This is a genomic window from Sphingobium sp. WR1 (assembly GCF_059693745.1).
Genome location: NZ_JCATID010000001.1, coordinates 392,173 through 417,124, shown reverse-complemented (window position 1 = coordinate 417,124; position 24,952 = coordinate 392,173). Strand labels below are relative to the sequence as shown.

The window sequence follows — 24,952 nt, the reverse complement described above, 5'->3', positions numbered from 1 at the left end:
GAAGCTTCGCAAATGCGAAGGAAAAAGAAGCAGTTGCACGAAATGCAATCGCATGTGGAACGATCGCCGATGACGTTACGGAAATATCGATCGGTCCGCGATTGCGAGTGGCGACGGGGAAGCGATGCGAGTCGGGTAAAGAGATTGTCAGGGCTTTGGACCTAAGGCCGCCTGATGCACGCGCCGTCATCGACCCAGGCCCATAGACAGGAACAGACACAGGCCGCGATTCGCTATCGCCGCGACATTGACGGGCTGCGCGCCTTCGCCATCCTGCCGGTGCTGCTGTTCCATGCCCATGTGCCAGGCTTTTCGGGCGGCTATGTCGGCGTCGACATCTTCTTCGTCATCTCCGGCTATCTGATCACCGGCATCATCGCGCGCGAGGTGGATGAGCGACATTTTTCGCTCGCCCGCTTTTACGAGCGACGCTTTCGCCGCATCCTGCCCGCGCTGACGCTGATGATGGTCGCGGTGCTGGGCGCTGCGGCCTGGCTCTACCTGCCGGGCGACCTGGAGGGCGTGCCCCGATCGGCGCTGGCCGCGACCTTTTTCGCCTCCAACCTCTGGTTCTTCGCCGACACCGGCTATTTCGCCGGCGGGGCGGACGTGAAGCCGCTGCTCCACACCTGGTCGCTGGCGGTGGAGGAGCAATATTATATCGGCTTTCCGATCCTGCTGATGCTGCTGGCCCGTTTCGCGCCGCGCTGGCGGACCGCGGTGGTGGCGATGGTGGCGGCGGGGTCGCTGGCGCTGTGCATCGCGATGCAGCGCGATGCGACGGGTTTCGCCTTCTACCTGCTGCCCGCCCGCGCCTGGGAATTGTTCGCCGGCGCGCTGCTGGCGCTGGGGGCCGTGCCGGCGGTGCGGGCGCGCTGGCTGCGCGAGGCGATCGCCTGGGCGGGCTTTGTCGCGATCGCGGTTGCGGTCGTCCTTTATGACCGCACTACGCTCTTTCCCGGCATGGCGGCGCTGCTGCCGGTGGCGGGCGCGGCCGCACTGCTCCATGGCGCGCCTGGCACCAGCATGGGACGGCTGCTCGCCCTGCCGCCGCTGGTGGGCGTGGGCCTTCTCTCCTATTCGCTCTATCTCTGGCACTGGCCGCTGATCGTCTTCACCGAATATGCGACCGACATGCCGGTGGAGGGCTGGACGCGGATCGCGGTGATCGGCGGCGCCTTGCTCGCCGCCTATCTGTCGTGGCGCTTCGTCGAGCGGCCCTTCCGCGATCCCCGCCGCGTATCGGCGCGTGCGATCTTCGGCTTTGCGGCGGCCGCCATGGCTCTCCTGTGCGGCCTGTCGCTGGCCTTGCTCGCCGCCGGGCCATGGCCTTCGCGTTTCGCCCCCGCGGTGCTGGCGCAGATCGCCGGACGCGACGATGTCAGCCCGGAGCGCGGGCGGTGCCATGACAGCTTCGTGCGCGGCGTGCAGCCCTGCGCGCTGGGCGCGAGGACGGCCCCCGACGCGCTGCTCTGGGGCGACAGCCATGGGGTGGAACTGGCCTATGCGCTGGGGGAAGAGGCGCGCGCGGAGGGCCGGTCGCTGATCCAGCGCACCGCGTCGAGTTGTCCGCCGGTGCTGGGCTATGAGGCGAAGGACGCTCGCTGCGCCGCCGCCAACCGCGCCGCCTTCGCCGCGATCCGCGCCGATCCGCATATCCGCCGCGTCTATCTCGCCGCCTTCTGGGGCAATGGCGATTTCGACGATCCCGCCTTTGTCGCCCGGCTCGACCGCACCGTTGCGGCGCTGCGGGCGGAAGGCCGGGCCGTGACGATCATCGGGCCGGCGCCGCCCCAGCCCTTCGACGTGCCGCGGCGACTGGCGCACCTCGCCCGCGTGGGGAAGCTGGCGGGCGCGACCGGGGTCGAACGCGCGGCGATCGAGGGGCGCACGCGCCACCTGCGCGCGCTGTTCGCGGCGTGGCAGGCGCGGGGCGTCACCTATATCGATTCGATCGCGACGCTGTGCGACGCGTCCCATTGCGCGATCGAGCGGGACGGCAAGCCGCTCTATTTCGACAGCCATCATCTGAGCGTCGCGGGCGCGCGGCTCGTAATCGGGGGCAAGCGTTAGGTCTTGATTCTTTGTTGTCGCATCGCTTGTTGCGCAAAAGCCCATCCTTCGGCAGGCTCAGGACAGGCTTTTGCGCGCGATGCTCTATTCCGCCGCAAGGGCATAATCCGCGCGCGGCAATTCGCGCGCCAGCGCCTCGGCAATGTCCGTCACCAGCGCGCGCATCCGCTCCACCCCCGGCCCCGGCCGGTCGAGCGTCGCGTCGAGATAGAGGCTCCGGTCGATTTCCAGCTGAATCGCGTGCAGGCCCCGGCCCGGCCGCCCATGCCGGTCCAGCAGATGATCGCCGGCATAGGGATGGTTCTGCGCCGTCGCCACGTCATGCGCCTCGGCAATGTCGGCGACGAGCGCCATCAGTCGGCTCGACGCGCTGCGGCCGAAGCGGTCGCCCAGCACCATGCCCGGCGCGCGGCGGCCCGGCATCGATGGCGGCAAGGGCGGCATACTGTGCAGGTCGATCAAAATGGCATGGCCATGCGCCCGCTGCGCCGCCTGCATCAGTTGCGCCAGCATCGCATGATAGGGGCGATGCACCTGGTCGATCCGCCGCTGCACCTCAGCCCAGGGCAAGGGGCCGCGCCACAGATCCTGCGCCCCCGGCAGGCGGCGCGGCAACAGGCCGAGGCCGCCGCGCAACTTGGCGCTGCCTTGGAGCGCGACGCCGTGCGGGAGATCGCGCACCATCGTCGGGTCCACTTCCCGTTCATGCCGGTTGAGGTCGATCATCGCCCGCGGCGCGCGCGCGATCAGCAGGGTGAAGCCCCGCGCGATCAGCGGCTGGACGAGCAGATCGGCCCAGCGATCCTCCAGCCGCCGCAGCATCTCCGGCCGGACCCGCGCCTGCGCCAGCAACGCCGGCGGATAGTCGCGTCCGGCATGGGGCACCGAAAGGATGACGGGACGATCGGGCGTCGCCGGTCCGTGCAGGTCGAAGGGAGCAGATGTCGAAACAAGCGATCGGGCCGCGCGGTCGTCCAATTCACTTCCTTTCGCCGGCGCGCCAAATTTGGTTAGTCGGGTAGATAATATTTACACCTTGTCGCATATAAAAGGGCCTCGCGCCAGCCATAGGGCAGGACTTGCGCGACCATGCAACAGGACGAAAACGGGGCGATGATTCGCATATTATTGGCTGAAGATGACGACAGTATGCGGACCTATCTCGCCCGCGCGCTCGAAAAATCGGGTTATGAGGTAGTGCCGGTCGCCACCGGGCTGGAGGCGTTGCCGCATATCAATTCGGACCGGTTCGACCTGCTGCTGACCGACATCGTGATGCCGGAGATGGACGGGATCGAACTGGCCCAACATGCCGCGCAGGTCGCGCCTGACATGCGGATCATGTTCATCACCGGATTCGCCGCCGTCACGCTGAGGGCCGGAAAGGCCGTGCCGCAGGCCAAGGTGCTGTCCAAGCCCTTCCACCTGCGCGATCTGGTGCTGGAGGTCGAGCGCATGTTCGACAGCGAGAGCGCGTCGCCCGAAATCCGGCCCTAATCGGGCACCACTTCCTCCATATCGGGCGTGGGGTCGAGGGGGATGCCCGCCATCGCGGCGCTAAAGCGCTCACGGTCCAGCCCCTTCTCCCACACCGACACCGCCACCGTCGCCACGGCATTGCCGATGAAGTTGGTGAGGCTGCGGCATTCGCTCATGAAGCGGTCGACCCCCAGGATCAGCGTCATGCCCGCGACCGGCACCGTCGGCACGATCGACAGCGTCGCCGCCAGGGTGATGAAGCCCGCGCCGGTGACGCCCGCCGCGCCCTTGGACGAGATCATCGCGACCAGCAGCAGCAATATCTGCTGTTCCAGGCTGATATGGACGTTGCACGCCTGGGCGATGAACAGCGCCGCCAGCGTCATGTAGATGTTGGTGCCGTCGAGGTTGAAGCTGTAGCCGGTCGGCACGACCAGCCCGACCACCGACTTGCGGCAACCGGCGCGCTCCATCTTCTCGATCAGGCTGGGCAGCGCCGCTTCCGACGAGGAAGTGCCGAGCACGAGCAGCAGTTCCGCCTTCAGATAGCGGATGAGGTGGAGGATGTTGAAGCCCACCAGCCATCCAACCCCGCCCAGCACCACCAGCACGAACAGCAGCGAGGTCAGGTAGAAGGTCGCGACCAGCCCAGCGAGATTGGCGAGCGCGCCGACCCCATATTCGCCGATGGTGAAGGCCATCGCCCCGAAGGCGCCAAGCGGCGCCGCCTTCATCAGCAGGGCGACCAGCTTGAACACGGCATGGCTGGCCGATTCGAGCACGGTCATCAGCGGCTGCGCCCTGTCCCCGATCATGGTGAGCGCGATGCCGAACAGGATCGCCACGAACAGCACCTGAAGGATATTGCCGTCCGCCACCGCCGACACCATGGTCGAGGGGATGATGCTCATCAGGAAGCCGGTGAGCGTGCGTTCATGCGCCTGATGCGCATAGTCGGCGACCTTGCCCGCATCGAGCGTCGCGGGATCGATGTTGAGGCCGGCGCCCGGCTGCACCACATTGGCGACGATCAGCCCGACGATCAGGGCCAGGGTCGAGAAGGTCAGGAAATAGCCGAACGCCTTGGCCGCGACCCGGCCGATCGCGCCCAGTTCCTTCATCCCCGCTATGCCGGTGACGATGGTCAGGAAGATGACCGGGGCGATGACCATCTTCACCAGCTTGATGAAGGCTTCGCCGAGCGGCTTGAGCTGCTTGCCCGCATCGGGCCAGACATGGCCGATCAGCACGCCCAGTGCGATCGCCACCAACACCTGGACATAAAGCTGACGGTAGAAGGGCAGCCGGGGCGTCGTCTGCAACGGCGAGGATGGCGATGGCAGCATGATCTTGGCGTCCCCCTGTTTGCATCGCAGCATATGGGCGACCCCACCCCTGTCCAGAAGAATGTTGGGACCATGCAATTTCCCGCTTGCACGCCGCGCCGCCCCCCGCTATTGGCCCCCTCCACGGCGGGCGTGTAGCTCAGTGGTAGAGCACTGTGTTGACATCGCAGGGGTCGCAAGTTCAATCCTTGCCACGCCCACCATGACAAAGCCCGTCGCTTCTTTCGAGGCGGCGGGCTTTCTCTTTTTTTGGCTGTCAGGCGGGTCCGCCTATCCTTTCGTCATACGTCCGACGGCGGCGCGCGCGGTGCGGCAGGCCATGCGCCTGACCGTCAGGGCGCGTTCCACCCTGACCCAGGCTTCGATATCGGCGGCGGTGATGACCTCGTCATCGGCAGGATCGACGTGGACGGGATTGAGGGCTGGGGCACGCATGATCGAACTCGCAAGATAAACGGGCGCTCGACTATAGCGTGGCGGAATGTCAGGGACATGGCTCCAACATTACGGACAGGCAATGCCACGGGAGACGACGATGACGGCAGGGTGCGAACCGATCGGAAACAGGCGCGTCCTTTTCGTGATGGCGGTGGAGGCCGAATATGGCACGCATCTACGCGCGCGCTTCACGCCGCTGATGACCGGGGTCGGGCCTGTGGAGGCCGCGCTCGCCGCCGGCATGGCGCTTCACGACCTCGCCCGGCAGAACGCCCTGCCCGATCTGGTGGTATCGCTGGGCTCGGCGGGTTCGCGCATCTGCCCGCTGGGCGAGATTTTCCAGATCGCCAGCGTATCCTGGCGGGACATGGATGCCTCGCGCCTGGGCTTCACCAAGGGGGTGACGCCGTTGATCGACCATCCGGTGGACCTGCCGCTGGTGACGCCCCTCGCGCTTCCGCTGGCGCGGCTGTCGACGGGGGCCAATGTCGTCGGGGGCGACGAATATGACGCGATCGACGCCGACATGGTCGACATGGAAACCTTCGCCGTGGCGCGGGCCTGCGCGCGATTCGACGTGCCGCTGATGGGATTGCGCGGCGTGTCGGACGGGCCGGGCGAACTGGACCATATCAACAGCTGGATGGAATTGCTGGGCCTGCTTGACGAGCGGCTGGCGGCGGCGATCGACCTGCTGCCGGACGCTCTGACGCGCGCGGCCGCCTGAGAGTCCGTTTGGAAATGCGCCTTTGGCGCATCCGCACCGGCCCACACACCCACCCGACCGCCCATCAGGGTATCATATCTGGGTGGTCGGGTGGGGGTGTGGGCCGGTGCGGCATTGAAAATGCGCTCTTTCGCACATTTCCCAAACAGACTCTGAGATCAGCAGCCGCCCTGCGGATGCGCGGTTGAGGACCAGGACAGCCGGTAAGTGACGAGGAAGCCGTCATGGTCCGAGAGTTCGGGACCGCTGGGACCGCCGTCGAACATCGCCTCAACCCGGATGGGGCGGACCGATACGCGGTCGCCGGGCCAGAAAAATTGCAGATCCTGTGTATCCATCCAAGGTGCGTCGCCATCCCAGGACATGCGCACGTCGCAGCCCGACGCCGGATCGGCGCAGACGCGATGCACCAGGTTGAGCGACTGGTAGCGGGAGAAATTCTCCCAGCGCGGTTCGGAATGGCGCATGTTGAAGTCGCCGCCGAGGATCACGGGATAGAGATCGTCATGGCTGCGGTCGATGAAGGCCGAGGCTTCGAGCGACTGGCGGTCATGCGCGGCCAGATTGCGCGGGGCGGGCGCGCGGGACGCGCCGCGGCTGTTCATATGCGTGTCATATATGTCGACCGGCGTCGGCACGCCGGGGATGGCGATGCGCGCCAGCATGATGCCCTTGTTGGCGAGGCAGTCGATCCCCGCGCAGGAACGGCGACCATAGGCGTGCATGTCGACATGGACGATCGGATAGCGCGAGGCGATGGCCAGGCCGCTGCCGGTCAGGTGCAGGCCGACCTCGCCGCGCTTGATATGGGATCGGCCGGGGAGAGAATCCCTCGTCACGCCGCGCGCACGGGTGGTGCGGCGCGGGCCGGTGACGATGGCGGGATAGGAGGTGGCGGCGACCGCCTGCTTGGCGGGGCCGCTGAACATTTCCTGGAACAGGATGATATCGGGCGCCTTGCCTTCCACGCGCAGGGCCGCCAGCCGATCGCCGATGGCGCGCAACGACGGCGCGCGGCCGGATCGGGCGGGCCAGCCCAGTCCCTCGATATTATAGGTCAGCACCGAGAGGGTGGTGGAGTTGGTTTGCCCGTCCGACGCCGGGTCGATCGCCGGCGGCAGCGCGGTCCCGCAGGCCATGGACCGCAGCGGCAAGGGCGTGGCGCAACCCGACGCCAACAGGACGAGCGAAAGGGCCGCAAGCCGGACGCGCAAGATATTTCCGTTCGCCTGTGCCGCCATATGCCCTCGCCCTATGCCTGTATGGGAGCGACGCGCCTATTCGCCCTCGAACGCGATCAGCGCCTGCGCGGCGATGCCATCGGCCTCCAGCGCGGCCTTGCCGCCCAGATCGGGCAAGTCGACCGCGAACAGCGCCATCAGCACGCTCGCCCCCTGTTCGCGCAGCAGTTGCGCGGCGGCGAGCGCGGTGCCGCCGGTGGCGATCAGATCGTCGATCAGGATGACGCGCGCGCCCTGCGGCACCTGCCCTTCATGCAGCTCGAGGCGGTCGGTGCCATATTCCAGCACATAGTCGATGCCGACGGTCTTGCCGGGCAGCTTGCCCTTCTTGCGCACGGGCACGAAGCCTTTGCCCAGCGCCACGGCGAGCGCCGCGCCCAGAATGAAGCCGCGCGCCTCGATCCCGACGATCAGGTCCGGGTCGAGCGGCCGGGCGACGGTGGCGAGCCGTTCCACCAGTTCGGCAAAGCCGGGACCGTCCGCCAGCAAGGTCGTCACGTCGCGAAACATGATGCCGGGCTTGGGGAAATCGGGGATGGTGCGGATCAGGGCGGTCAGGCTGTCGATGCTCATGGGGGCCTCCATAGAGAAAGGGCGCGGTCCCCTCAAGGAACCGCGCCCCTCCTTTTTGTCCCGGGTCGTCAGACCGTCAGGCGACGGCCTTTTTCTTGTCCGCCCAGATATTCTGATAGGACATATAGGCGAGCGCCGTCGCGATCAGCAGGAAAATGACCGTCGCCAGACCCGCGCGGTGGCGGTTTTCCAGCTTGGGTTCGGCGGTCCAGGCGAGGAAGGCCGACACGTCCCGCGCCATCTGGTCCACCGTCGGCTTGGTGCCGTCGCCATAAGTGACCTGCCCATCGGCCGTCAGCGGCGGCGCCATGGCGAGGTTCAGGTTGGCGAAATAGGGGTTATAATGCAGCCCCTCAGGCGTCTTGGCGTCCGGGAACTGCTTAAGCAGTTCGGCCGGCTGTTGCTGGAAGCCCGTCAGCAGCGAATAGACATAGGCGGGACCATGGTGGCGCGCCTTGGTCATCAGCGACAGGTCCGGCGGGATCGCATTGTTGTTCGCCGCCGCGGCCGCGACATTGTTCGCGAAGGGCTTGGGGAAATGATCGGCCGGGACCGGGTCGCGGGTCGATGCCTCGCCGGTGGCGGGGTCGACGTCCGGGGTCTTGATCGCCCACTGCTTGGCGATCGCCTTCACTTCGGCTTCGTTATAGCCGAGCGCTTCCAGGTCGCGGAAAGCGACGAACTTCAGGCTGTGGCAGGCCGAGCAGACTTCCTTGAACACCTGGAAGCCGCGCTGGAGCTGCTGCTGGTCATATTTGCCGAAAGGCCCGTCGAAGGAGAAGGACACATGCTTGGGGGGCAGGTGGAACTCATGCTCCACCGTCTTGGCCGGCGGCTCCGTCACATAGGCATAGGCGCCCACGAGGAAGGAAACCAGCAGCCAGCCGGCGAAGAAGAGGCCGACGAGAAATGCGCCGATGCGAACCATGACTGTCTACCCCCCTTATTCGGCCGGGACCGCGGCGGGTTCGCCGTCAGCCTTGGCATATTTGGCCAGCACCGCATCGGTGATCGAATTGGGCAGTGGCAGCGGCTTTTCGAAGCGCGCGATCAGCGGCAGGATGATCAGGAAATGCGCGAAATAATAGGCCGCGGCGACCTGCGAGATCATCACATAGGGCTCCTCCGCCGGCGCGCCGCCACAAAAGCCCAGGATCAGCACGTCGATGACGAGAATCCAGAAGAACATCTTGAAGGTCGGGCGATAGCTGCCCGAGCGGACCGGCGACGTGTCGAGCCAGGGCAGGAAGAAGAGCAGCAGGATCGACGCGAACATCGCCAGCACGCCCAGCAGCTTGGCCGGGATGAAGAAAAAGTCGACGGTGAAGGCGCGCAGGATCGCGTAAAAGGGCCAGAAATACCATTCGGGCACGATATGCGCGGGGGTCGAGAGCGGGTTCGCTTCGATATAATTGTCCGGGTGGCCCAGATAATTGGGCGCGAAGAACAGCATGATCGCGAACAGGACCAGGAACACGCCAACGCCGAAGCCGTCCTTCGCCGTATAATAGGGGTGGAACGGGACGGTGTCCTGCGGTCCCTTCACTTCCACGCCGGTCGGGTTGGACGAACCCGGAATATGCAGCGCCCAGATGTGCAGGATGATGACGGCCGCGATCACGAAGGGCAGCAGGAAGTGCAGCGAGAAGAAGCGGTTGAGCGACGCATTGCCGGGAGCGAAGCCGCCCAGCAGCCAGGTCTGGACCGGCTCGCCCACCACCGGGATGGCGCCGAACAGGCCGGTGATGACCTTCGCCCCCCAATAGCTCATCTGCCCCCAGGGCAGCACATAGCCCATGAAGGCGGTCGCCATCATGAGCAGGAAGATGACGAGGCCCAGCAGCCACACCATTTCGCGGGGCGCCTTGTAGGAACCGAAATAAAGGCCGCGGAAGATGTGCAGATAGACGACGATGAAGAAGAAGCTGGCGCCGTTGGCGTGCGCATAGCGCATCAGCCAGCCGGCATTCACGTCGCGCATCGTGTGCTCGACGGTGCCGAAGGCGACCAGGTCATTGGCGCCATAATGCATCGCCATGACGACGCCGGTGACGATCTGGATCACCAGCGCCAGCCCGGCGAGCACGCCGAAATTCCAGAAATAGTTGAGGTTGCGCGGCACCGGATAGCCCGCGCCGATGGCGTTGTAGACGAGGCGCGGCAGCGGCAGCTTCTCGTCGACCCACTGCATCAGCGGATGCTTGGGGGTATAATGTTCGGCCCATGGAAAGCTCATGTTTTTTACCCCCCTTAACCCACGAGAATGGCGGTGTCGGAAGTGAAGCTGAACTTCGGCACTTCCAGATTCTTGGGGGCAGGCCCCTTACGGATGCGCGCGGCCGTGTCGTAGGACGAGCCGTGGCAGGGGCAGAAATAACCGCCGAATTCGCCCTTATTCTCACCCTCGCCCGCGCCGAGCGGCACGCAGCCCAGATGCGTGCAGACGCCCATGGTGATGAGCCACTGTTTCTTGCCGTCGACGGTGCGTTCCTCCAGCGTCTGCGGGTCGCGCAGCGTGGACGGATCGACCTTGTCGGCTTCGGCGATTTCCTTGGGGGTCAGGTGCCGCACGAACAGCGGCTGCGACCGGAAGGTGGTCTTGATCGCCTGACCCGGCTGGATCGCCGAGAGGTCCACTTCCGTCGACGCGAGCGCCAGCACGTCGGCGCTGGGGTTCATCTGGTCGATCAGCGGCAGGACGACGGCGACAGCGCCGACTCCTGCGAAGCTCACCGCAGCGATGTTGATGAAATCGCGGCGGCGCACCCCTTCTCCGCCGGATAGTCCTTGGCCGTCAGAATGCTCTACGCTCGCCATGCACCTCTACCCTTGCAAGACTTCCCTGCTCACCCCGGGCGCCCCTTAAAGGCCCTGATTATCAAGGGATTTGGGTTATCGGCTATAGCCGATCCCGCCTTCCCCCCGGCGTGTTCGCAGGGCGTGATAACCGGACTGCGCCCGCATTGCCAGTCGCAATATTGCCTAGCCTATTGCAAATGCTGCGGATGCACTATGGCAACGCCCCATGCGTATCGCCCTTTACCAACCCGAAATTGCCGGAAATGTCGGCGCGATCCTGCGCCTTGCCGCCTGTTTCTCGGTGCCCGTCGACATCATCATGCCGACCGGATTCGCCTTTTCCGACGCGCGTCTGAAACGGGCCGCGATGGACTATGGCGAGGCCGCCGAGGTGGTGCGCCATGTGAATTTCGCCGCCTTCGACGCGGTGCGTCGGGCCGAAGGGCGCCGCCTGCTGCTGATGAGCGCCCATGCCTCGCAACGATTGCCGGAGGTGGAATTCCAGGAAAATGACGTGCTGCTGATGGGATCGGAGAGCGCGGGCGTGCCCGACGCGGTGCGCGACCTGGCCGACATCCGCGTGCGCATTCCCATGGCGCCGGGTTTCCGGTCCTTGAACATCGCCGTTTCCACGGGCATCGCCGTCGCCGAAGCCCTTCGCCAGACCGGAAAGTTCCCCGCATGACCAACCCTATTCCTAACGTCCCCTTCGCGCTGGATGCCCGGCAGCAGGCCGCGCGCGGCTGGTTCGAATCGCTGCGCGACCGCATCTGCGCCGCGTTCGAGGCGATCGAGCGCGAAGCGGCCAGCGACGCCCGCTTCGACTTCACCGCCTGGGACCGCGAGGCCGAGGGCCAGGCGCCCGGCGACGGTGGGGCCAATGAAGGTGGGGCCAATGAAGGCGGGGGGGGCGTGCGCGGCGTGATGAAGGGCAAGGTGTTCGAGAAGGTCGGCGTCAACGTCTCCACCGTGGGCGGCGCCTTCGCCCCCGGATTCGCCCAGACCATCCATGGCGCGGCCGACGATCCCGCCTTTTTCGCCACCGGCATCAGCCTGGTCGCGCATATGGCCAACCCGCATGTCCCGGCCGTCCATATGAACACCCGCTATCTGGTGACGACCAAGAGCTGGTTTGGCGGCGGCGCGGACCTGAACCCGCCCTTGCCGCGCGAAGAGGATACGACCCATTTCCATGCGGTGATGAAAGCGGCCTGCGACGCGCACGACGCGGACCATTATCCGCGCTTCAGGAAATGGGCGGACGAGTATTTCTTCATCCCCCATCGCGGTGTCCATCGCGGCGTCGGCGGCATTTTCTACGACCATCTCGAATGCCCGGACGATGCCGCCTTCGACACGCATTTCGCCTTCACCCGCGATGTCGGCGACGCCTTCCTCGCCGCCTTCCCGCCGATCGTGCGGCGGCGCATGGGCGAGGCGTGGACGGAAGAAGAATATCGCACCATGCTGGAATGGCGCGGCCGCTATGCCGAATTCAACCTGGTGCATGATCGCGGGACGTTGTTCGGACTCAAGACCGGCGGTAATATCGACGCGATCCTGATGAGCCTGCCCCCCATGGCGAGCTGGAGCTGAGATCGTGGCGCTGACGCCGGTCGAGCCGGGCATGGTGGCGACGATCGTCACCCATCTGGAAATGTGCGAGCGGCCAAGGCCCGCGCCGGTCCCGCCCGCGCGGTTGCGGCTGGTGCGGTGGAAGACGCCCGATCTCACCGCCTATCGCACGCTTTTTCGCCGCGTGGGCGCGCCGTGGCTCTGGTTCTCGCGGCTGGTCATGTCCGATTCGGATCTGGCCGCAATCCTCCATGACCCGGCGGTCGAGGTCTATGCCGTCACCGATCCGCGCGGCGCCGAAGTCGGGCTGCTGGAACTGGATTTCCGGTCATTGCCCGATTGCGAACTGGGCTTTTTCGGACTGGTGCCGGAACTCAATGGCAAGGGGCTGGGCCGCTGGCTGATGGCGCAGGCCAAATCGCTCGCCTGGCGCAAGGGGGTGGAGCGTTTCTGGGTCCATACCTGCACGCTCGACAGCCCGGCGGCGCTGGGATTCTACATCCGGTCAGGCTTTGTGCCCTATGGGCGCGAGATCGAGACTTTCGCCGATCCGCGATTGGCGGGCGTGCTGCCGCGCGATGCCGCGCCGCATGTGCCCCTGCTGGATCAGACCGCAACCGCCTGACGATAGAGGCGCGCGAGCATCACCAGCATATAGACCTGGATGATGCTCGACACCGCCGCCCCGGCAATGCTGCCCGCGACCCGCGCGCCTTCCGTTCCGGCGATCAGGCCGCCGAGCAGGCCGACCACTACCTGCGCCACCGATGCGACGATGGTGGAGAGGATCATCACGATCAAGAGAAAGGCGAAAAGCCGCAGGAAATGGCCGCGCGTCAAGGCCCAGGCGCGGCGCAGCGAGTCCGTCACCCCCGCCTGGCTGTCGATGACCACCGGGTTGAGCAGCACCAGCCGGATGCTGGCATAGAAGACCAGCCCGACAGCGATGATGCCGAGCAACAGGCCGACCGCGGCGGCCAGTTGCTTGGACGCGAGCGAGACAAGCACGCCCACGAGCAGGGCGACGGTAAATATGCCCGCGATCACGCCCAGCACCACCAGCGCGGTGCCGATCAGCACCGGCAGGCGCGCGAAGCTGAGCCGCAGGGCTTCGCCCACGCTGATGCCGGGACGCAGCGCGAGGGCGAACAGGGCCAGCGATCCGAACCAGATGAGGATGATCGTGATCAGCATCGCCAGGCCGAAGCCCGGCGGCATGGCCGGAATCGCATCCGCCTTGGGCTGGGCGAACCAGGCCTGCAATTCGGGCGGCGTCATTTCCTGAAGGATAAGGCCGGGAAGCGCCACGAACAGCAACGCCACGGGAAAGAGCAGCGACGCTTCCCGCGCGACGAAGGCGACCGCTTCTTCCCACGCCTTGCCGATCGACATCGTCGTCATATCTATGTGCCTGCCTGTATTTTTCGGAAATTCCGGCGCGAGACTTGATCGCTCGCCCGCCCCAAGTCAAGGAAGCGCCCCATGTCCGATCCCGTTTCCAACACGCCGCTTCCCTTCCCCGCCGGCGTCGAATGGCGCGTCGCGGCGGCGCCGGTGGACTATCCGCCGGCGCTGGCCGACATGGAGGCGCGCGCCGCCGCGATCTTTGCGGGCGAAGCGCAGGAACGGATATGGCTGCTGGAGCATCCGCCGCTCTACACCGCCGGCACCAGCGCGGACCCCGCCGAACTGCTCGACCCGCGCTTTCCGGTGCATGATGCGGGGCGGGGCGGGCGCTACACCTATCATGGGCCGGGCCAGCGGATCGGCTATCTCAACATCGACCTGCGCGAGCGGGGCAAGGATGTCCGCAACTTCGTCCATCATCTGGAAGGCTGGATGATCGCGGCGCTGGGCGATCTCGGCATCGCGGCCCGGCGCGTGGAGGGAAGGATCGGCATCTGGACCGACGACCCGCAGGGACGCGAAGCGAAGATCGGCGCGCTGGGCATAAGGGTGCGGCGCTGGGTCACGCTCCACGGCTTTTCGATCAACGTCGATCCCGACCTGTCCCATTTTGGCGGCATCGTGCCGTGCGGGATCAGCGAATATCCCGTCACCAGCATCGCGGCGTTGGGCGGAAATGCGTCGATGGCGGCGCTGGATAGCGCGCTCAGGGCGCATTTCCCTGCCTTTCTCAGCCGCTTGGCGCGCTGCGGCGCGGGGGTTGAGCAATGCGGGACAGGCGGCTAGGGTCCGCGCTTTCGCCGGGCGGGGGGCTGCCGGGCACTGGATTGGACTTTCAAGGAGACCCGGATGCGCCTGACTGCAAGGACCATCTGTATCGCTGCCTTGCTGCCTCTTGCCGCCTGCGGGGGCGGTGACAAGGGCGGCAACAGCGTGCAGATGAAGGATATGGAAGTGGTGGACGGCACCGCCACCGACGCCATGACCGACCTGGACGGGGTGCAGAGCGAAGGCACCGCCGTCGCCCTGCCGAACGCCGGCGCGGCGTCCAACAGCAGCGAGGCAGCGAAACCGGCCCAGCCCGCCGAAAAGGCGCCGGCGCAGGATGACGAAGTTCTTGCCGATCAATAAGAACCTCCGCTAGCAGAGGCAGGCCGGTTCAGCGGCGATACAGTCGCCGCCAGCAATGATATCGGATGCGCCCATAGGCGCATCCTGCCTGAGGGGTTTTATCGATGAAGGTCCGTTTGCCGTCGCGCCGCGCGCTGTTCAGCCTGGCGATCGCCATCATTGCGCCGATCGCGGCCCAGCCCGCTGCCGCGCAATTCTACTGGTCGCCGCCCGACATGAGCGCCCCGGCGCTGACCGACGAGGCGGCCGCCGCCGCGCTCGGCCTGCCCGGCGCGACCGCGGCGGAGATCAAGGCGGGCCTTGCCTGGAACATGCGCGCCGCGCTCAACGTGGCGGCGCTGCAATGCCAGTTCGAGCCGACCCTGCTGACCGTTGGCAACTATAACGCCATGATCGCCCATCATGACGCGGAACTGGATGCGGCGCAGGCCACTATTCTCGGCTATTTCCAGCGCACGGCCGGCAAGGGGCGGGCCGGCCAGTCGGCGTCGGACATGTATAATACCCGCATCTATTCGGGCTATTCGACGGTGCAGGCGCAGAAGGGCTTCTGCCAGGCGGCCGCCGAAGTCGGCAGGCAGGCCATCTTCGCCGATCGCGGCACGCTGAACGAGGTGGGCCGCCGGGGCCTTCCGTCGATCAAGAAGTCGCTGGTGCTGGCGGGCGAGCAATTTTACGGCACGCCGGGCTATGACTATGTAGTCGCCCTGCCCTCCTTCGATCCCAAATGCTGGAAGAAGGGCGTGCTCCAGCCCGTCTGCCATCAGGCCTGGAACGACAAGACCGGCGTGAAGCCTTGATTCTCGCGGGCGCGCTCGGCGAGCCTTGCCCGGAGAAGCGTGCAAGTTTCCAGACTATGGGGAAATTCAGCCGGTCTGGAAGCGGCCAGGAGCGGACATAGTTCCCCCTCCCGCTTGCGGGAGGGGGTTAGGGGGTGGGCTTACGCGACCTTGGTGCTATAGCCCACCCCGCTGCGACTAATTCGCTCCGCGAATAAGTCTCGCTGCCCCTCCCGTTTACGGGAGGGGAATGTCATGTTCCCACCCCAATCGGCCATTCATCCGCTTCGGGCACATGATGGACAGCGTGATCCAAAAGAAAACCCGGCGCTTGCCTGAGCGCCGGGTCAGACAGGGTCTTGGCTGGGAGCCGCCCTTTTCCGCTTATCCTGTCAGCCCTTCTTTTCGGGTGGCAGGGTGATCTTCACGCTTTCCCCATTCTGGCCGGGGAAATTGGTGAACATCGCGTCGATCAGGTTCGGGACCAGATAGGTCAGCTTGTTGGAAAGCGACTGGGCCTGCGCCTTGCCCTCGAACAGACGGCGATTGTCGGCCGCACGGTCGATTTTGAGGCTGAGGTCGCTGGTATAGACGGTGTAGCTCGACACGTCATTATAGCCGGCGCCGCCAAACAGCCAGGGATCATAGAAGCCATAGCCCCAGGGGCGACCCCAGCGACCGCGCCAGCCCCAGCCGCCGCCATACATGAACGGATCGCCGCCAAAGCCGGTCGAGCGCACCTTTTCCCGGCCATTGTCGACATCATAGGCGACGCGGACGATCAGGTCGGCGCGCGCCGGGTCGCTGGCGGCGACATAGCCGGTCTGGGTCAGACGCTGCCCGACCAGGTCGGCATAATGGGCGAACTCCAGCCCGCCGGCGAGCCGGGGATCGTCGGCGACGACGGTGTAGCTCTGCCCCGCGGGGGCGGGCAATTGCTGGAAACGGGCGACATCGGCCTTGAACGGCGTGGCGCAGCCCGACAACGCCAACAGCGCCAGTGCCGGCGCCGCGAACAGACCGATCTTGTTGAAACGAGCCATGTTTTTACGTCCTGTATCAGGCGAAGCGCCTGCGATCATCTTTGCGCGCTGTCATAGCAAAACGCAACTGAACATCGTTTGAACGCGCGAACCCTTCGAACGGGCGCAAACCATGTTCTCCTGTCTACGACGCTGTGGAGATGGCTATTCCGTAGCCAAAAGAAAAGGGCCGACCCTTTCGGGCCAGCCCTGTGACTTTGCTGCATCAGTCGCCGTCAGCGCATCAAGCCCCCTGCGCGTCAGCGCATCAAACCCATCGCGTCATAGGCCGCGCGCAGCGTCGGTTCGGCCGCCGCCGCCGCCTTGGCCGCGCCCTTGTCGAGGATCGCGTCGAGCGCGGCATCGTCGGTGCGCAGTTCCAGGAAGCGTTCGCGAATCGGGCGGAGCGTCGCCACGAGCAGTTCGCCCAGCGCCGGCTTGAACGCGCCGAAGCCCCTGCCGGCGAATTCGGCGCAGACCATATCGGGCGTCTTGCCCGACAGGGTGGCGTAGATGCCGATCAGGTTGCTCGCCTCCGGGCGGCCCGCCAGCCCTTCGGCCGTTTCGGGCAGCGGTTCGGGATCGGTCTTGGCCTTCTTCACCTTCTGCATGATGGCGTCGTCGTCATCGGTCAGGTTGATGCGGCTCATGTCGCTGGGGTCGGACTTGGACATTTTTGCCGTGCCGTCGCGCAGCGACATGATGCGCGCCGATTCCCTGGGGATGATCGGATCGGGCAGGGTGAACAGATCGACGCCGAAATCGGTGTTGAACTTAGTCGCGATGTCGCGCGCCAGCTCCAGATGCTGCTTCTGGTCCTCGCCCACCGGCACATGGGTGGCGTTGTAGATCAGGATGTCGGCCGCCTGGAGCACCGGATAGACGAACAGGCCGATCGAGGCGCCCTCGCGGTCCTTGCCCACCTTGTCCTTGAACTGGGTCATGCGATTGAGCCAGCCGATGCGCGCGGTGCCGTTCAGCAGCCAGCAGAGTTCGGCATGGGCGGGGACACGCGCCTGGTTGAACAGGACCGAACGGTCCGGGTCGATCCCGGCGGCGACCAGCGCGGCGGCCATGTCGCGGACATTGCGGATGCGCTGCTCCCGCCCTTCATGCACGGTGATCGAGTGCATGTCGGCGAGGAAGAAGAAGCATTGCGCATCGCCGGTCATTTCGTCCTGCATCCGCACCCAGTTGCGAATCGCGCCCAGATAATTGCCAAGGTGCAGATTGCCGGTGGGCTGGATGCCGGAGAGGACACGCATTCTTCTATCCATTCTCTTGATTGGTTGCGGTTGCGCCTCGTCGGCGCATCAGCGCCTTGAGGTCGGACAGCCGATAGGCGCCCGTGACGAAGGACGCCAGCCCGTAAAGCGCCACGCCCGCGCCGACGAGCAGGGCCAGCGCGACATAGCGCTGGAGCATCGCCCCGGTCAGCCAGGGGTCGAGCAGCCCCTCGCCCGCCCAGAGCGCGCCGCCCATGATCAGCGCGGCGATGGCGAGGCGCGGGATACGGCGGCGCAGCCCCGCATCGGCGGCGAAATGGCCGCGCCTGACCAAAGTCGTGTAGAGCATCGCGACATTGACGGTCGAGGACAGCGCGGTGGCGAGCGGCGGGCCGATATGGCCCAAGGTCGGGATCATCGCCAGATTGCCGATAATGTTGATGACGATCGAGAGCATCGCATAGCGCACCGGCGTCTTCGTGTCGCCGCGCGCATAATAGCCGGGCGTCAGCACCTTCACGAGGACGTAGCTTGGCAGGCCGATCGAGAAGGCCGACAGCGCCCAGCCGCAGCGCATCGCATCCTCCGGCGTGAAGCGGCCATATTGGAACAGGCCGCGCACGATAGGCTCCGCCACGGTCAGGAAGGCGACGGTGGCGGGCAGGGTCAGAAACAGGGCGAGTTCAATGCCGCGATTCTGCGTCTCCATGGCTTCCGCCTCCTGCCCTTTCGAGAGCATTCGCGAGATGGTGGGGAGCAGGATGGTGCCAAGGCCGATGCCGATCAGGCCCAGCGGCAACTGGTTCAGCCGGTCGGCATAATAGATATAGGTGATGGACCCCGACGCCAGCAGCCAGCCCGACAGGGCGGTCGAGATGAGCAGGTTGATCTGCGACGCGCCCGCCCCGGCGGCGGCGGGGACGATGAGGCGCAGCAGTTCGCGCACATCCTTGTCGAGGCGCGGGCGTTTCAGCGTCATCGACACGCCCGCGCGCCTGCATGCCCAGATCAGCCAGAGCAGTTGCAGCGCGCCGCCGATCGTCACCGACATGGCCTGCACCCGCGCCGTCTCATATTCGTCGGCGCCGTGGAAGAACCACAGCCCCGCGATCATAGCGACGTTGAGCAGAATGGGGGCGGCGGCGTTGACCCAGAATTTGTCGAGCGAATTGAGGATGCCGCCCAGCAGCGAGGCGAGGCTGATCAGAGCCAGATAGGGGATGGTGATGCGTGACAGGGTGACGGCGAAGGCGAATTGCTCCGGCGTCGGGTTCTGGTGCGCGAAACCGCCCGACAGCGCCCAGGTGATCGGCCAGGCGGCGGCGATCAGGACGGCCGTGAAGAGGATCAGGACCGGCAGCAGCATCGCGAGCGCGCGCTCGGCGAAATCATAGCCGGCGGGAAGCCCGCCTTCGCCCGCCGCCTTCTTGTTGAAGAGGGGCACGAAGGCGGCGGAAAAGGCGCCCTCGGCAAAGAGGGCGCGGAACATGTTGGGCAGGCGGAAGGCGACGCCGTTGAAGGCGTCCGACGCGAAGCCCGCGCCGACATAGCGCGCCGCGAGCGAATCGCGCACCAGCGCCAGCACCCGGCTGACGAGCGTCAGCCCGCCGACCGAGCCGAGGGCCTTGACCAGTTTCATATGATGATCCCCTCCTCCGTTCGGGCTGAGCCTGTCGAAGCCCTGTCCTTTTCTTCAAGAAAGGACGGCCCTTCGACATTCGAGCGAGACAAGAGGCTCGCTCGAACAGGGCGAACGGAGATCAAGGGCATCCTATAATCAGGCGTGGCCGGCCGGCTCGCCCGAGGTCACTTCCATCTGCTGCGCCTGCTGGAGATAGAGCGCGCCGAAGTCGATCGGATCGAGCAGCAGCGGCGGGAAGCCGCCGTCGCGGATCGCGTCGGCCAGCACGCGGCGGGCGAAGGGGAAGATGAGACGCGGCGCTTCGGCCAGCATGAAGGGCTGAACCTGATCGTCGGGCACGTTGCGCATACCGAACAGTGCGGCATAGACCAGTTCGACGGCGAAGGCAGTGCCCTGCGGTGCGACCGCCTTGACCTCGATCTTCAGCGACACTTCCAGCACTTCGTCCCCGACCTTGTCGGCGCCGATGTTGAACTGGACGTCGATCTGCGGCTGGTCCTGCCACTGGTAGACGGCGGGCGCGTTCGGATTCTCGAACGACAGATCCTTCACATATTGGCTGATCAGCGCGATCTGCGGAGCGGAGTCGGCGCCGTTGCCGGTGTTGACGGTGGTGGTGATGGTGTCGGCTTCGTCGGCCATGTTCTCTACCTTGGCTTTCGCTGTTGGCCCGCGGCAGGAAGCCGCCGGCATTGTTGACCCGCGCGCTTAGCAGGGGCGCACAGGCAGGGCAATGGCGGCTCCCCCACGCGCGCTATTTGAAGTTGACGACAAACATGCCTATGTTGGCAGGAACATTGTCCCGCGCAAAGGGTATAGCTTTCCGTGTATGTGATCGTCATCCTCGCCATGATCGCCGGTTTTCTGGCGCTGCGGCTCTATTCCGTGCTGGGCAAGCGTACCGGGCACGAGCAGGAGCCTGCGCTGCGCCCCGCCGATGAGCGCGCCAAGGTGACGGTGCTGCAACCCGGTCCGGTCGCGCAGAATGGCGGCGATTCGGTCCGGCTGGCCGAAGGGCTGATCACGCCGGGCGCGGAAACCGGGATGCGCGCGCTGATCGCCGCCGATCGCAGCTTCGACGTGCCCCAGTTCGTGGACGGCGCCAAGAGCGCCTATAAGATGGTGCTGGAAGCCTTCTGGCGCGGCGACCGGAACGAACTGGCCTGGCTGTGCGACGCCGATGTGCTCGCCTCCTTCGAGGAGGCGATCGCCGCGCGCGAGGCGGAGGGCCATGTCCTCGACAACCGTCTGGTCCGCATCGAAAAGGCGCAGATCGTCGAAGCGTCAGTCAAGGACCGCGTTGCCGAGGTGGCGCTGCGCTTCGAGGCCGACATCGCCGCCGTCACCCGCGACAAGGACGGCAATGTCGTTGCCGGGTCGCTGACCGACGCGATCGGCACTAAGGATATCTGGACCTTCACCCGCGACATTCGCAGCGCGGACCCGAACTGGAAGCTCAGCGAAACCGACGAAGCATGATGCGTCGCAAATCGGGGGGTGCGCTGCTTGCGGCGCTGCTGCTGTCCGCCTGCGCGGGCGGCGTGATCCCGCCATCCACTGGTGGTCCCGCACCGACGCGCCCCGCGCCGTCGGGCGAGAGTGCGACCCGTCCCACCCCCGCCACGCCCCGTCCCACCGTGCCGGTGGAGGTGCCGACCGAACCGGTGCTGGACCAGAGCACGGCGGCGGGCCTTGGCGTCACGCGCGGGCCGGACATCGCCAGCCTGATCCCATCGGGCGAGCGGGCGCGCGCCGCGCTCCAGGCCTTCCGCCTGTCCTGTCCGACATTGATGCGCCGCACCGACCAGAGCGGCCTGACCAGGGGATCGGACTGGAATAGCAGCTGCGCCGCGGCGTCGAGCTGGCCCGAGGCATCGGCGAGTGAATTTTTCTCCCGTTATTTCGAGGCGGTGCAGGTGGGCGACGGCACGACCTTCGTCACCGGCTATTATGAGCCGGAAATCAGCGGATCGCGCACCCGCCAGCCGGGCTATGAGGTGCCGATCTACCGCCGCCCGAACGACCTGATCGACGTCGATCTCGGTCAGTTCAGCGACAGCCTGAAGGGCAAGTCGATCCGCGGCAAGGTGAGCGGCACCAAATTCGTCCCCTATGACGATCGCAGCCGGATCGTCGCGGGGTCGCTTTCCGGGCGCGGGCTGGAACTGGCCTGGGCGGCCGATCCGGTGGAATTTTTCTTCCTCCAGGTGCAGGGCAGCGGCCGGCTGCTGCTGCCCGACGGCGGCGTGATGCGCATCGGCTATGACGGGCAGAATGGCCGCGACTATACCGGCATCGGCAAGCTGATGAAGGATCGCGGCCTGATCCAGGCCGGGTCGATGCAGGACATCATGCAGTATCTGCGCGCCAACCCGGCCGAGGGCGCGGCGATCATGAACGAGAATAAGAGCTTCGTCTTCTTTCGCGAACTGACCGGCGCCGGCCCGCTGGGCGCGCTGGGCGCGCCGGTAACGCCCGAAGCGACCGTTGCGGCCGACCCCAAATTCGTCCCCCTGGGCGCGCCGGTGCTGCTCTCGCTCGACCGGGCCGAACCCAATGGCATCTGGATCGCGCAGGATACGGGCGGCGCGATCAAGGGCGCCAACCGGTTTGACAGCTTCTGGGGCGCGGGCGCGCGGGCGCGGGGCATCGCGGGAGGCATGTCCGCGCGCGGCAGCGCCCTCATCCTGCTGCCGATCGGATCGGCGGCGCGGCTCGCGCGACCCTGACGGCCGGGCCATGGTCCGGCGCCGTCTCACGCATGAGGAAGAGGCGCTCTGGGATGCGCTGACGCGATCGGTGCGGCCGCTGCGTCCCGGCCAGCGCCGCCCCCTGTCGACCACCCCTGCACCGACGCTGCCAGCCAAAACAGGGTTAACGCCTCGGGTTAATCCGCCCCCGCCGCTCAAGCCCGCTCCCGCCCCCGCCGCCATGCTCGATTCCAGCTGGGAACGACGAATCCGTAACGGCAATCTGATGCCGGACATGAGCATCGATCTGCATGGCCACAGCCTGGCTGCAGCGCACAACAGGCTTAACCAGGCCCTGGCCCAGGCGCTGGCGCAGGACGCCCGCATCCTGCTGGTCGTGACCGGCAAACCGCCAAAAAGCGCCGAACGCGCCGGTGCGTCCCGGCGCGGCGCGATTCGCGGCGAAATCGGGCACTGGCTGGAGACAAGCCCCTATGCCGACCGTATCGCCAGCGTCCGCATCGCCCATCCGCGCCACGGCGGCGACGGTGCGATCTACCTGATTTTGCGCCGCAAAAAATAATGGCTGGCGGGCGGCCCGCTGATATTTTCTTAACCACTCTCCTTCATATCCGATGGATCGGGCTCCGTTCTGGAGCGGCAATTGGGCGGGAGGCGAATGCAGGGGGTGACGTTGAAAAGCCGCGCCACCGCCTTCGCCTGCGCCGCAGGGGCGCTGGTGTTCATCCTGTCGCTGGTGCTGGGTTATACGGCGGGTCGAGAGGACGATCTGCTGCAGATCGGCCGCGCGCTCATCGTCGCCATCCTGTGCGGGACGATGAGCTGGGCCGCGGCCAGCCGGTCCATGGCCGCCACCGCCGCCGCGATCGACACCGCTACCGAAAGGCTGGCGTCCGCCGCCCATGGCGACCTGCAATCGCCCGTGCCCCAGGCCATCGGCGCCGAGCTGCCCGAACTGTCGGTCGCGATGGAAAGCCTGTTCAGCCAGGTGCGCACCAATCTGGACCATGTGCAGACGCTCGCTTTGTTCGATCAGGTCACGGGCCTCGCCAACCGCACCAGCTTCTGCCGCCAGGTCGAACGTCATCTGGCCGAGCGGACCGACGCCGGCATGGCCGCCCTCTTCTTCATCGACCTAGATGGGTTCAAGGGCGTCAACGACACGCTGGGCCATGCCGCGGGCGACCAGTTGCTGGCGCGCGTCGCCGGCCGCCTGCGCGAAGTGGTGATGGCGCAGGTCAGCAACGGCACCGGCGACGCCGTGATCGGCCGTCTGGCGGGCGACGAATTCACCCTTTTCTTCCCCACCCTGCCCGGCCGCAGCGCCGCGTCCCGAATCGCACGCGCGATCCAGTTCGCGCTCAGCGAGCGGTTCGACCTTGGCAGCCAGCATGTCGAGCTGGGCGCGTCGATCGGCATCGCCTGCTATCCCGACCATGGCGACACGCTTTCAGCGCTGCTGCGCGCCGCCGACATCGCCATGTATCACGCCAAGCATGAAGGGCGCGGGCGCGCGGAAATCTACACCGCGCAGCTGGCGCTGGAGGCGGCCGACCGCGCGGAACTGGAGCGCGAACTGTTGATCGCCTTGCAACGCGAGGAGTTTCTGCTGGAATTCCAGCCCCAGATCGACATCGGCAGCGGCCGCGCCGTGGCGGCCGAAGCGCTGGTGCGCTGGGCGCATCCCGAACGCGACCTGGTGATGCCGGGCGCCTTCGTGCCCGTGGCGGAAGAAAGCGGCGCCATCGTCGCGCTGGGCGACTGGGTCATGAGCCGCGTGTGCGAAACCGCCGCGCAGTGGGCGCGGGCCGGGATCGACCAGCGCATCGCCATCAACATCAGCACGCGCGAACTGGCCCAGGCGGACTTCTTCCTGCGCCTGCGCCACGCCATGGCGACGCACGGAACGCCGCCCGCCATGCTGGAGCTGGAAATCACCGAATCGCTCGCCATGGACATGGAACCGCGCATCCTGACGCAACTGCACGCGCTGCGGGAGGATGGCGTGCGGATCGCGATCGACGATTTCGGCACCGGCTATTCCAACCTGGCGCGCCTTAAGGAACTGCCGGTCGACCGGGTGAAGATCGACCGCAGCCTGGTCCGCGACATCGCGACCTCGGCCGAAGCCCGCACCATCTGCTCGGCGGTCGTCGGCCTGATCCAGGGGCTGGGCATGGAAGTGGTGGTCGAGGGGATTGAGAGCGAAGCGCAGATGGACGTGCTGCGAGTGATCGGCTGCTCCCTGTTCCAGGGCTATCACCTCGCCATGCCGAGCCGCGAGCAGGCCTATCTAGACCGCTTCGCTCCGCCCGCGACAATGCTGGACCGGCGCAGCATCTGACCGGCAGGGGTGGGGAGCGGATATTCTTTCCCTCTCCCTTGAGGGAGAGGGATGTGAAGACTTGGCAGCTTGCTGCCTAGTCGTAGCTGGGTGAGGGGGATGCCACTTTGCGCAATCGCGCCGACCTACCGCCAATCCCCCTCATCCAACTCCGCCTAGCCGCTTTGCGGCAAGGCTCCGTATCCTTCTCCCTCAAGGGAGAAGGAATGTCCTGGAATGGCCGCTACCAGACTTCATCCGCCTTCGCTCCAGGGCGTGAGGCGCAGGTCATGCTTTCAATGTTGGATTTTCTCTGATCTATGCTGGGGGATGAAACAGCCCCTCGCTTCGTGCCGCATCCCAACGTCCGTGCCCCAGCAGGCGCGCTGGCGGCGCGCCGTTGTGACCCATGTGGCGCGTAGGGGGCGCTTCGCGGGCGCGTCGCTGTCGCCTCGCGGAC

Annotated in this window: 26 protein-coding genes and 1 tRNA gene; 14 read left to right on the top strand and 13 right to left on the bottom strand. The window is 66.2% G+C overall.

Going from position 1 to position 24,952, the window contains the following annotated elements:
- Positions 1–174: 174 nt before the first annotated feature.
- The gene (locus AC58EF_RS02130) at positions 175–2,073 is read left to right on the top strand and encodes an acyltransferase family protein (protein WP_497274090.1); all 1,899 of its coding nucleotides are present in this window, start codon (positions 175–177) and stop codon (positions 2,071–2,073) included.
- Between the two features lie 84 nt (positions 2,074–2,157).
- Here AC58EF_RS02130 and AC58EF_RS02125 read toward each other — a convergent pair whose 3' ends face one another.
- Entirely contained in the window at positions 2,158–3,051 is an 894-nt protein-coding gene (locus AC58EF_RS02125) for an N-formylglutamate amidohydrolase (protein ID WP_497274088.1), read from the bottom strand.
- 135 nt (positions 3,052–3,186) lie between these two features.
- On the opposite strand from AC58EF_RS02125, the gene cpdR reads away from it, so the two are divergent.
- Positions 3,187–3,570 carry a cell cycle two-component system response regulator CpdR gene (gene cpdR / locus AC58EF_RS02120; protein ID WP_497274184.1) on the top strand — a complete coding sequence of 128 codons (384 nt, stop codon included), beginning with the start codon at positions 3,187–3,189 and terminating at the stop codon, positions 3,568–3,570.
- Here the strand turns inward: cpdR and AC58EF_RS02115 are convergent.
- Positions 3,567–4,898, bottom strand: coding sequence for a dicarboxylate/amino acid:cation symporter (locus AC58EF_RS02115; RefSeq protein ID WP_497274183.1), 1,332 nt, complete (start codon positions 4,896–4,898; stop codon positions 3,567–3,569). The two genes, cpdR and AC58EF_RS02115, sit on opposite strands and share 4 nt — an antisense overlap.
- A gap of 128 nt (positions 4,899–5,026) precedes the next feature.
- Between AC58EF_RS02115 and AC58EF_RS02110 the strand changes: the two genes are divergently transcribed.
- Positions 5,027–5,101 (top strand) — tRNA-Val (locus tag AC58EF_RS02110).
- 67 nt (positions 5,102–5,168) lie between these two features.
- On the opposite strand, the gene AC58EF_RS02105 is transcribed toward AC58EF_RS02110, so the two are convergent.
- Complete coding sequence (locus AC58EF_RS02105; RefSeq protein ID WP_497274086.1) at positions 5,169–5,333, bottom strand: hypothetical protein; 165 nt, start codon at positions 5,331–5,333, stop codon at positions 5,169–5,171.
- 100 nt (positions 5,334–5,433) lie between these two features.
- Between AC58EF_RS02105 and AC58EF_RS02100 the strand changes: the two genes are divergently transcribed.
- Positions 5,434–6,063, top strand: coding sequence for a 5'-methylthioadenosine/S-adenosylhomocysteine nucleosidase (locus AC58EF_RS02100; protein ID WP_497274084.1), 630 nt, complete (start codon positions 5,434–5,436; stop codon positions 6,061–6,063).
- Positions 6,064–6,221: 158 nt separating this feature from the next.
- On the opposite strand, the gene AC58EF_RS02095 is transcribed toward AC58EF_RS02100, so the two are convergent.
- From AC58EF_RS02095 to petA, 5 genes are all read right to left on the bottom strand, one after another.
- Positions 6,222–7,304 carry an endonuclease/exonuclease/phosphatase family protein gene (locus AC58EF_RS02095; RefSeq protein WP_497274082.1) on the bottom strand — a complete coding sequence of 361 codons (1,083 nt, stop codon included), beginning with the start codon at positions 7,302–7,304 and terminating at the stop codon, positions 6,222–6,224.
- Positions 7,305–7,340: 36 nt separating this feature from the next.
- Positions 7,341–7,877 carry an adenine phosphoribosyltransferase gene (locus AC58EF_RS02090; RefSeq protein ID WP_497274080.1) on the bottom strand — a complete coding sequence of 179 codons (537 nt, stop codon included), beginning with the start codon at positions 7,875–7,877 and terminating at the stop codon, positions 7,341–7,343.
- 76 nt (positions 7,878–7,953) lie between these two features.
- Entirely contained in the window at positions 7,954–8,805 is an 852-nt protein-coding gene (locus AC58EF_RS02085) for a cytochrome c1 (protein WP_497274079.1), read from the bottom strand.
- 15 nt (positions 8,806–8,820) lie between these two features.
- The gene (locus AC58EF_RS02080; protein ID WP_497274078.1) at positions 8,821–10,113 is read right to left on the bottom strand and encodes a cytochrome b; all 1,293 of its coding nucleotides are present in this window, start codon (positions 10,111–10,113) and stop codon (positions 8,821–8,823) included.
- A 14-nt stretch (positions 10,114–10,127) separates the two neighbouring features.
- Complete coding sequence (gene petA / locus AC58EF_RS02075; RefSeq protein ID WP_497274076.1) at positions 10,128–10,694, bottom strand: ubiquinol-cytochrome c reductase iron-sulfur subunit; 567 nt, start codon at positions 10,692–10,694, stop codon at positions 10,128–10,130.
- A 208-nt stretch (positions 10,695–10,902) separates the two neighbouring features.
- Between petA and AC58EF_RS02070 the strand changes: the two genes are divergently transcribed.
- Genes AC58EF_RS02070 through AC58EF_RS02060 form a run of 3 tightly spaced genes read left to right on the top strand, consistent with a single transcriptional unit; the run spans position 10,903 to position 12,876 of the window.
- Entirely contained in the window at positions 10,903–11,361 is a 459-nt protein-coding gene (locus AC58EF_RS02070) for a tRNA (cytidine(34)-2'-O)-methyltransferase (protein WP_497274075.1), read from the top strand.
- A complete protein-coding gene (hemF, locus tag AC58EF_RS02065; protein WP_497274073.1) occupies positions 11,358–12,272 on the top strand; it encodes an oxygen-dependent coproporphyrinogen oxidase in 915 nt (304 codons plus the stop codon). Before AC58EF_RS02070 ends, hemF begins: the two co-directional genes overlap by 4 nt.
- A 4-nt stretch (positions 12,273–12,276) precedes the next feature.
- Positions 12,277–12,876, top strand: coding sequence for a GNAT family N-acetyltransferase (locus AC58EF_RS02060; RefSeq protein ID WP_497274071.1), 600 nt, complete (start codon positions 12,277–12,279; stop codon positions 12,874–12,876).
- Here AC58EF_RS02060 and AC58EF_RS02055 read toward each other — a convergent pair.
- On the bottom strand, positions 12,858–13,652 hold the full coding sequence (locus AC58EF_RS02055; protein ID WP_497274069.1) for a DUF7847 domain-containing protein: 795 nt from the start codon (positions 13,650–13,652) through the stop codon (positions 12,858–12,860). The genes AC58EF_RS02060 and AC58EF_RS02055 overlap by 19 nt on opposite strands.
- 81 nt (positions 13,653–13,733) lie before the next feature.
- Between AC58EF_RS02055 and lipB the strand changes: the two genes are divergently transcribed.
- The 3 genes from lipB (at position 13,734) to AC58EF_RS02040 (ending at position 15,589) form a co-directional block, all read left to right on the top strand.
- A complete protein-coding gene (lipB, locus tag AC58EF_RS02050; RefSeq protein ID WP_497274068.1) occupies positions 13,734–14,444 on the top strand; it encodes a lipoyl(octanoyl) transferase LipB in 711 nt (236 codons plus the stop codon).
- A 63-nt stretch (positions 14,445–14,507) separates the two neighbouring features.
- A complete protein-coding gene (locus AC58EF_RS02045; RefSeq protein ID WP_497274066.1) occupies positions 14,508–14,789 on the top strand; it encodes a hypothetical protein in 282 nt (93 codons plus the stop codon).
- A 104-nt stretch (positions 14,790–14,893) separates the two neighbouring features.
- The gene (locus AC58EF_RS02040) at positions 14,894–15,589 is read left to right on the top strand and encodes a hypothetical protein (RefSeq protein WP_497274065.1); all 696 of its coding nucleotides are present in this window, start codon (positions 14,894–14,896) and stop codon (positions 15,587–15,589) included.
- A gap of 371 nt (positions 15,590–15,960) precedes the next feature.
- On the opposite strand, the gene AC58EF_RS02035 is transcribed toward AC58EF_RS02040, so the two are convergent.
- From AC58EF_RS02035 to secB, 4 genes are all read right to left on the bottom strand, one after another.
- Positions 15,961–16,611 (bottom strand): DUF4136 domain-containing protein, encoded by a 651-nt coding sequence (locus AC58EF_RS02035; protein ID WP_497274064.1) that lies wholly within the window; start codon positions 16,609–16,611, stop codon positions 15,961–15,963.
- A gap of 239 nt (positions 16,612–16,850) precedes the next feature.
- The gene (gene trpS / locus AC58EF_RS02030) at positions 16,851–17,855 is read right to left on the bottom strand and encodes a tryptophan--tRNA ligase (RefSeq protein WP_497274062.1); all 1,005 of its coding nucleotides are present in this window, start codon (positions 17,853–17,855) and stop codon (positions 16,851–16,853) included.
- Positions 17,856–17,859: 4 nt separating this feature from the next.
- Complete coding sequence (gene murJ, locus AC58EF_RS02025) at positions 17,860–19,455, bottom strand: murein biosynthesis integral membrane protein MurJ (RefSeq protein WP_497274061.1); 1,596 nt, start codon at positions 19,453–19,455, stop codon at positions 17,860–17,862.
- 138 nt (positions 19,456–19,593) lie between these two features.
- Positions 19,594–20,100 carry a protein-export chaperone SecB gene (gene secB / locus AC58EF_RS02020; protein ID WP_497274059.1) on the bottom strand — a complete coding sequence of 169 codons (507 nt, stop codon included), beginning with the start codon at positions 20,098–20,100 and terminating at the stop codon, positions 19,594–19,596.
- A gap of 183 nt (positions 20,101–20,283) precedes the next feature.
- On the opposite strand from secB, the gene AC58EF_RS02015 reads away from it, so the two are divergent.
- The 4 genes from AC58EF_RS02015 to AC58EF_RS02000 all read left to right on the top strand — a co-directional run bounded on the left by AC58EF_RS02015 (position 20,284) and on the right by AC58EF_RS02000 (position 24,513).
- Entirely contained in the window at positions 20,284–20,937 is a 654-nt protein-coding gene (locus AC58EF_RS02015) for a Tim44/TimA family putative adaptor protein (protein ID WP_497274058.1), read from the top strand.
- Positions 20,934–22,187: a murein transglycosylase A gene (mltA, locus tag AC58EF_RS02010; protein ID WP_497274057.1), complete on the top strand. Its 1,254-nt coding sequence runs from the start codon at positions 20,934–20,936 to the stop codon at positions 22,185–22,187. The genes AC58EF_RS02015 and mltA overlap by 4 nt, the downstream gene beginning before the upstream one ends.
- A gap of 10 nt (positions 22,188–22,197) precedes the next feature.
- Positions 22,198–22,731 (top strand): Smr/MutS family protein, encoded by a 534-nt coding sequence (locus tag AC58EF_RS02005; RefSeq protein ID WP_497274056.1) that lies wholly within the window; start codon positions 22,198–22,200, stop codon positions 22,729–22,731.
- A 96-nt stretch (positions 22,732–22,827) separates the two neighbouring features.
- Complete coding sequence (locus AC58EF_RS02000; RefSeq protein ID WP_497274055.1) at positions 22,828–24,513, top strand: putative bifunctional diguanylate cyclase/phosphodiesterase; 1,686 nt, start codon at positions 22,828–22,830, stop codon at positions 24,511–24,513.
- Positions 24,514–24,952: the final 439 nt, after the last annotated feature.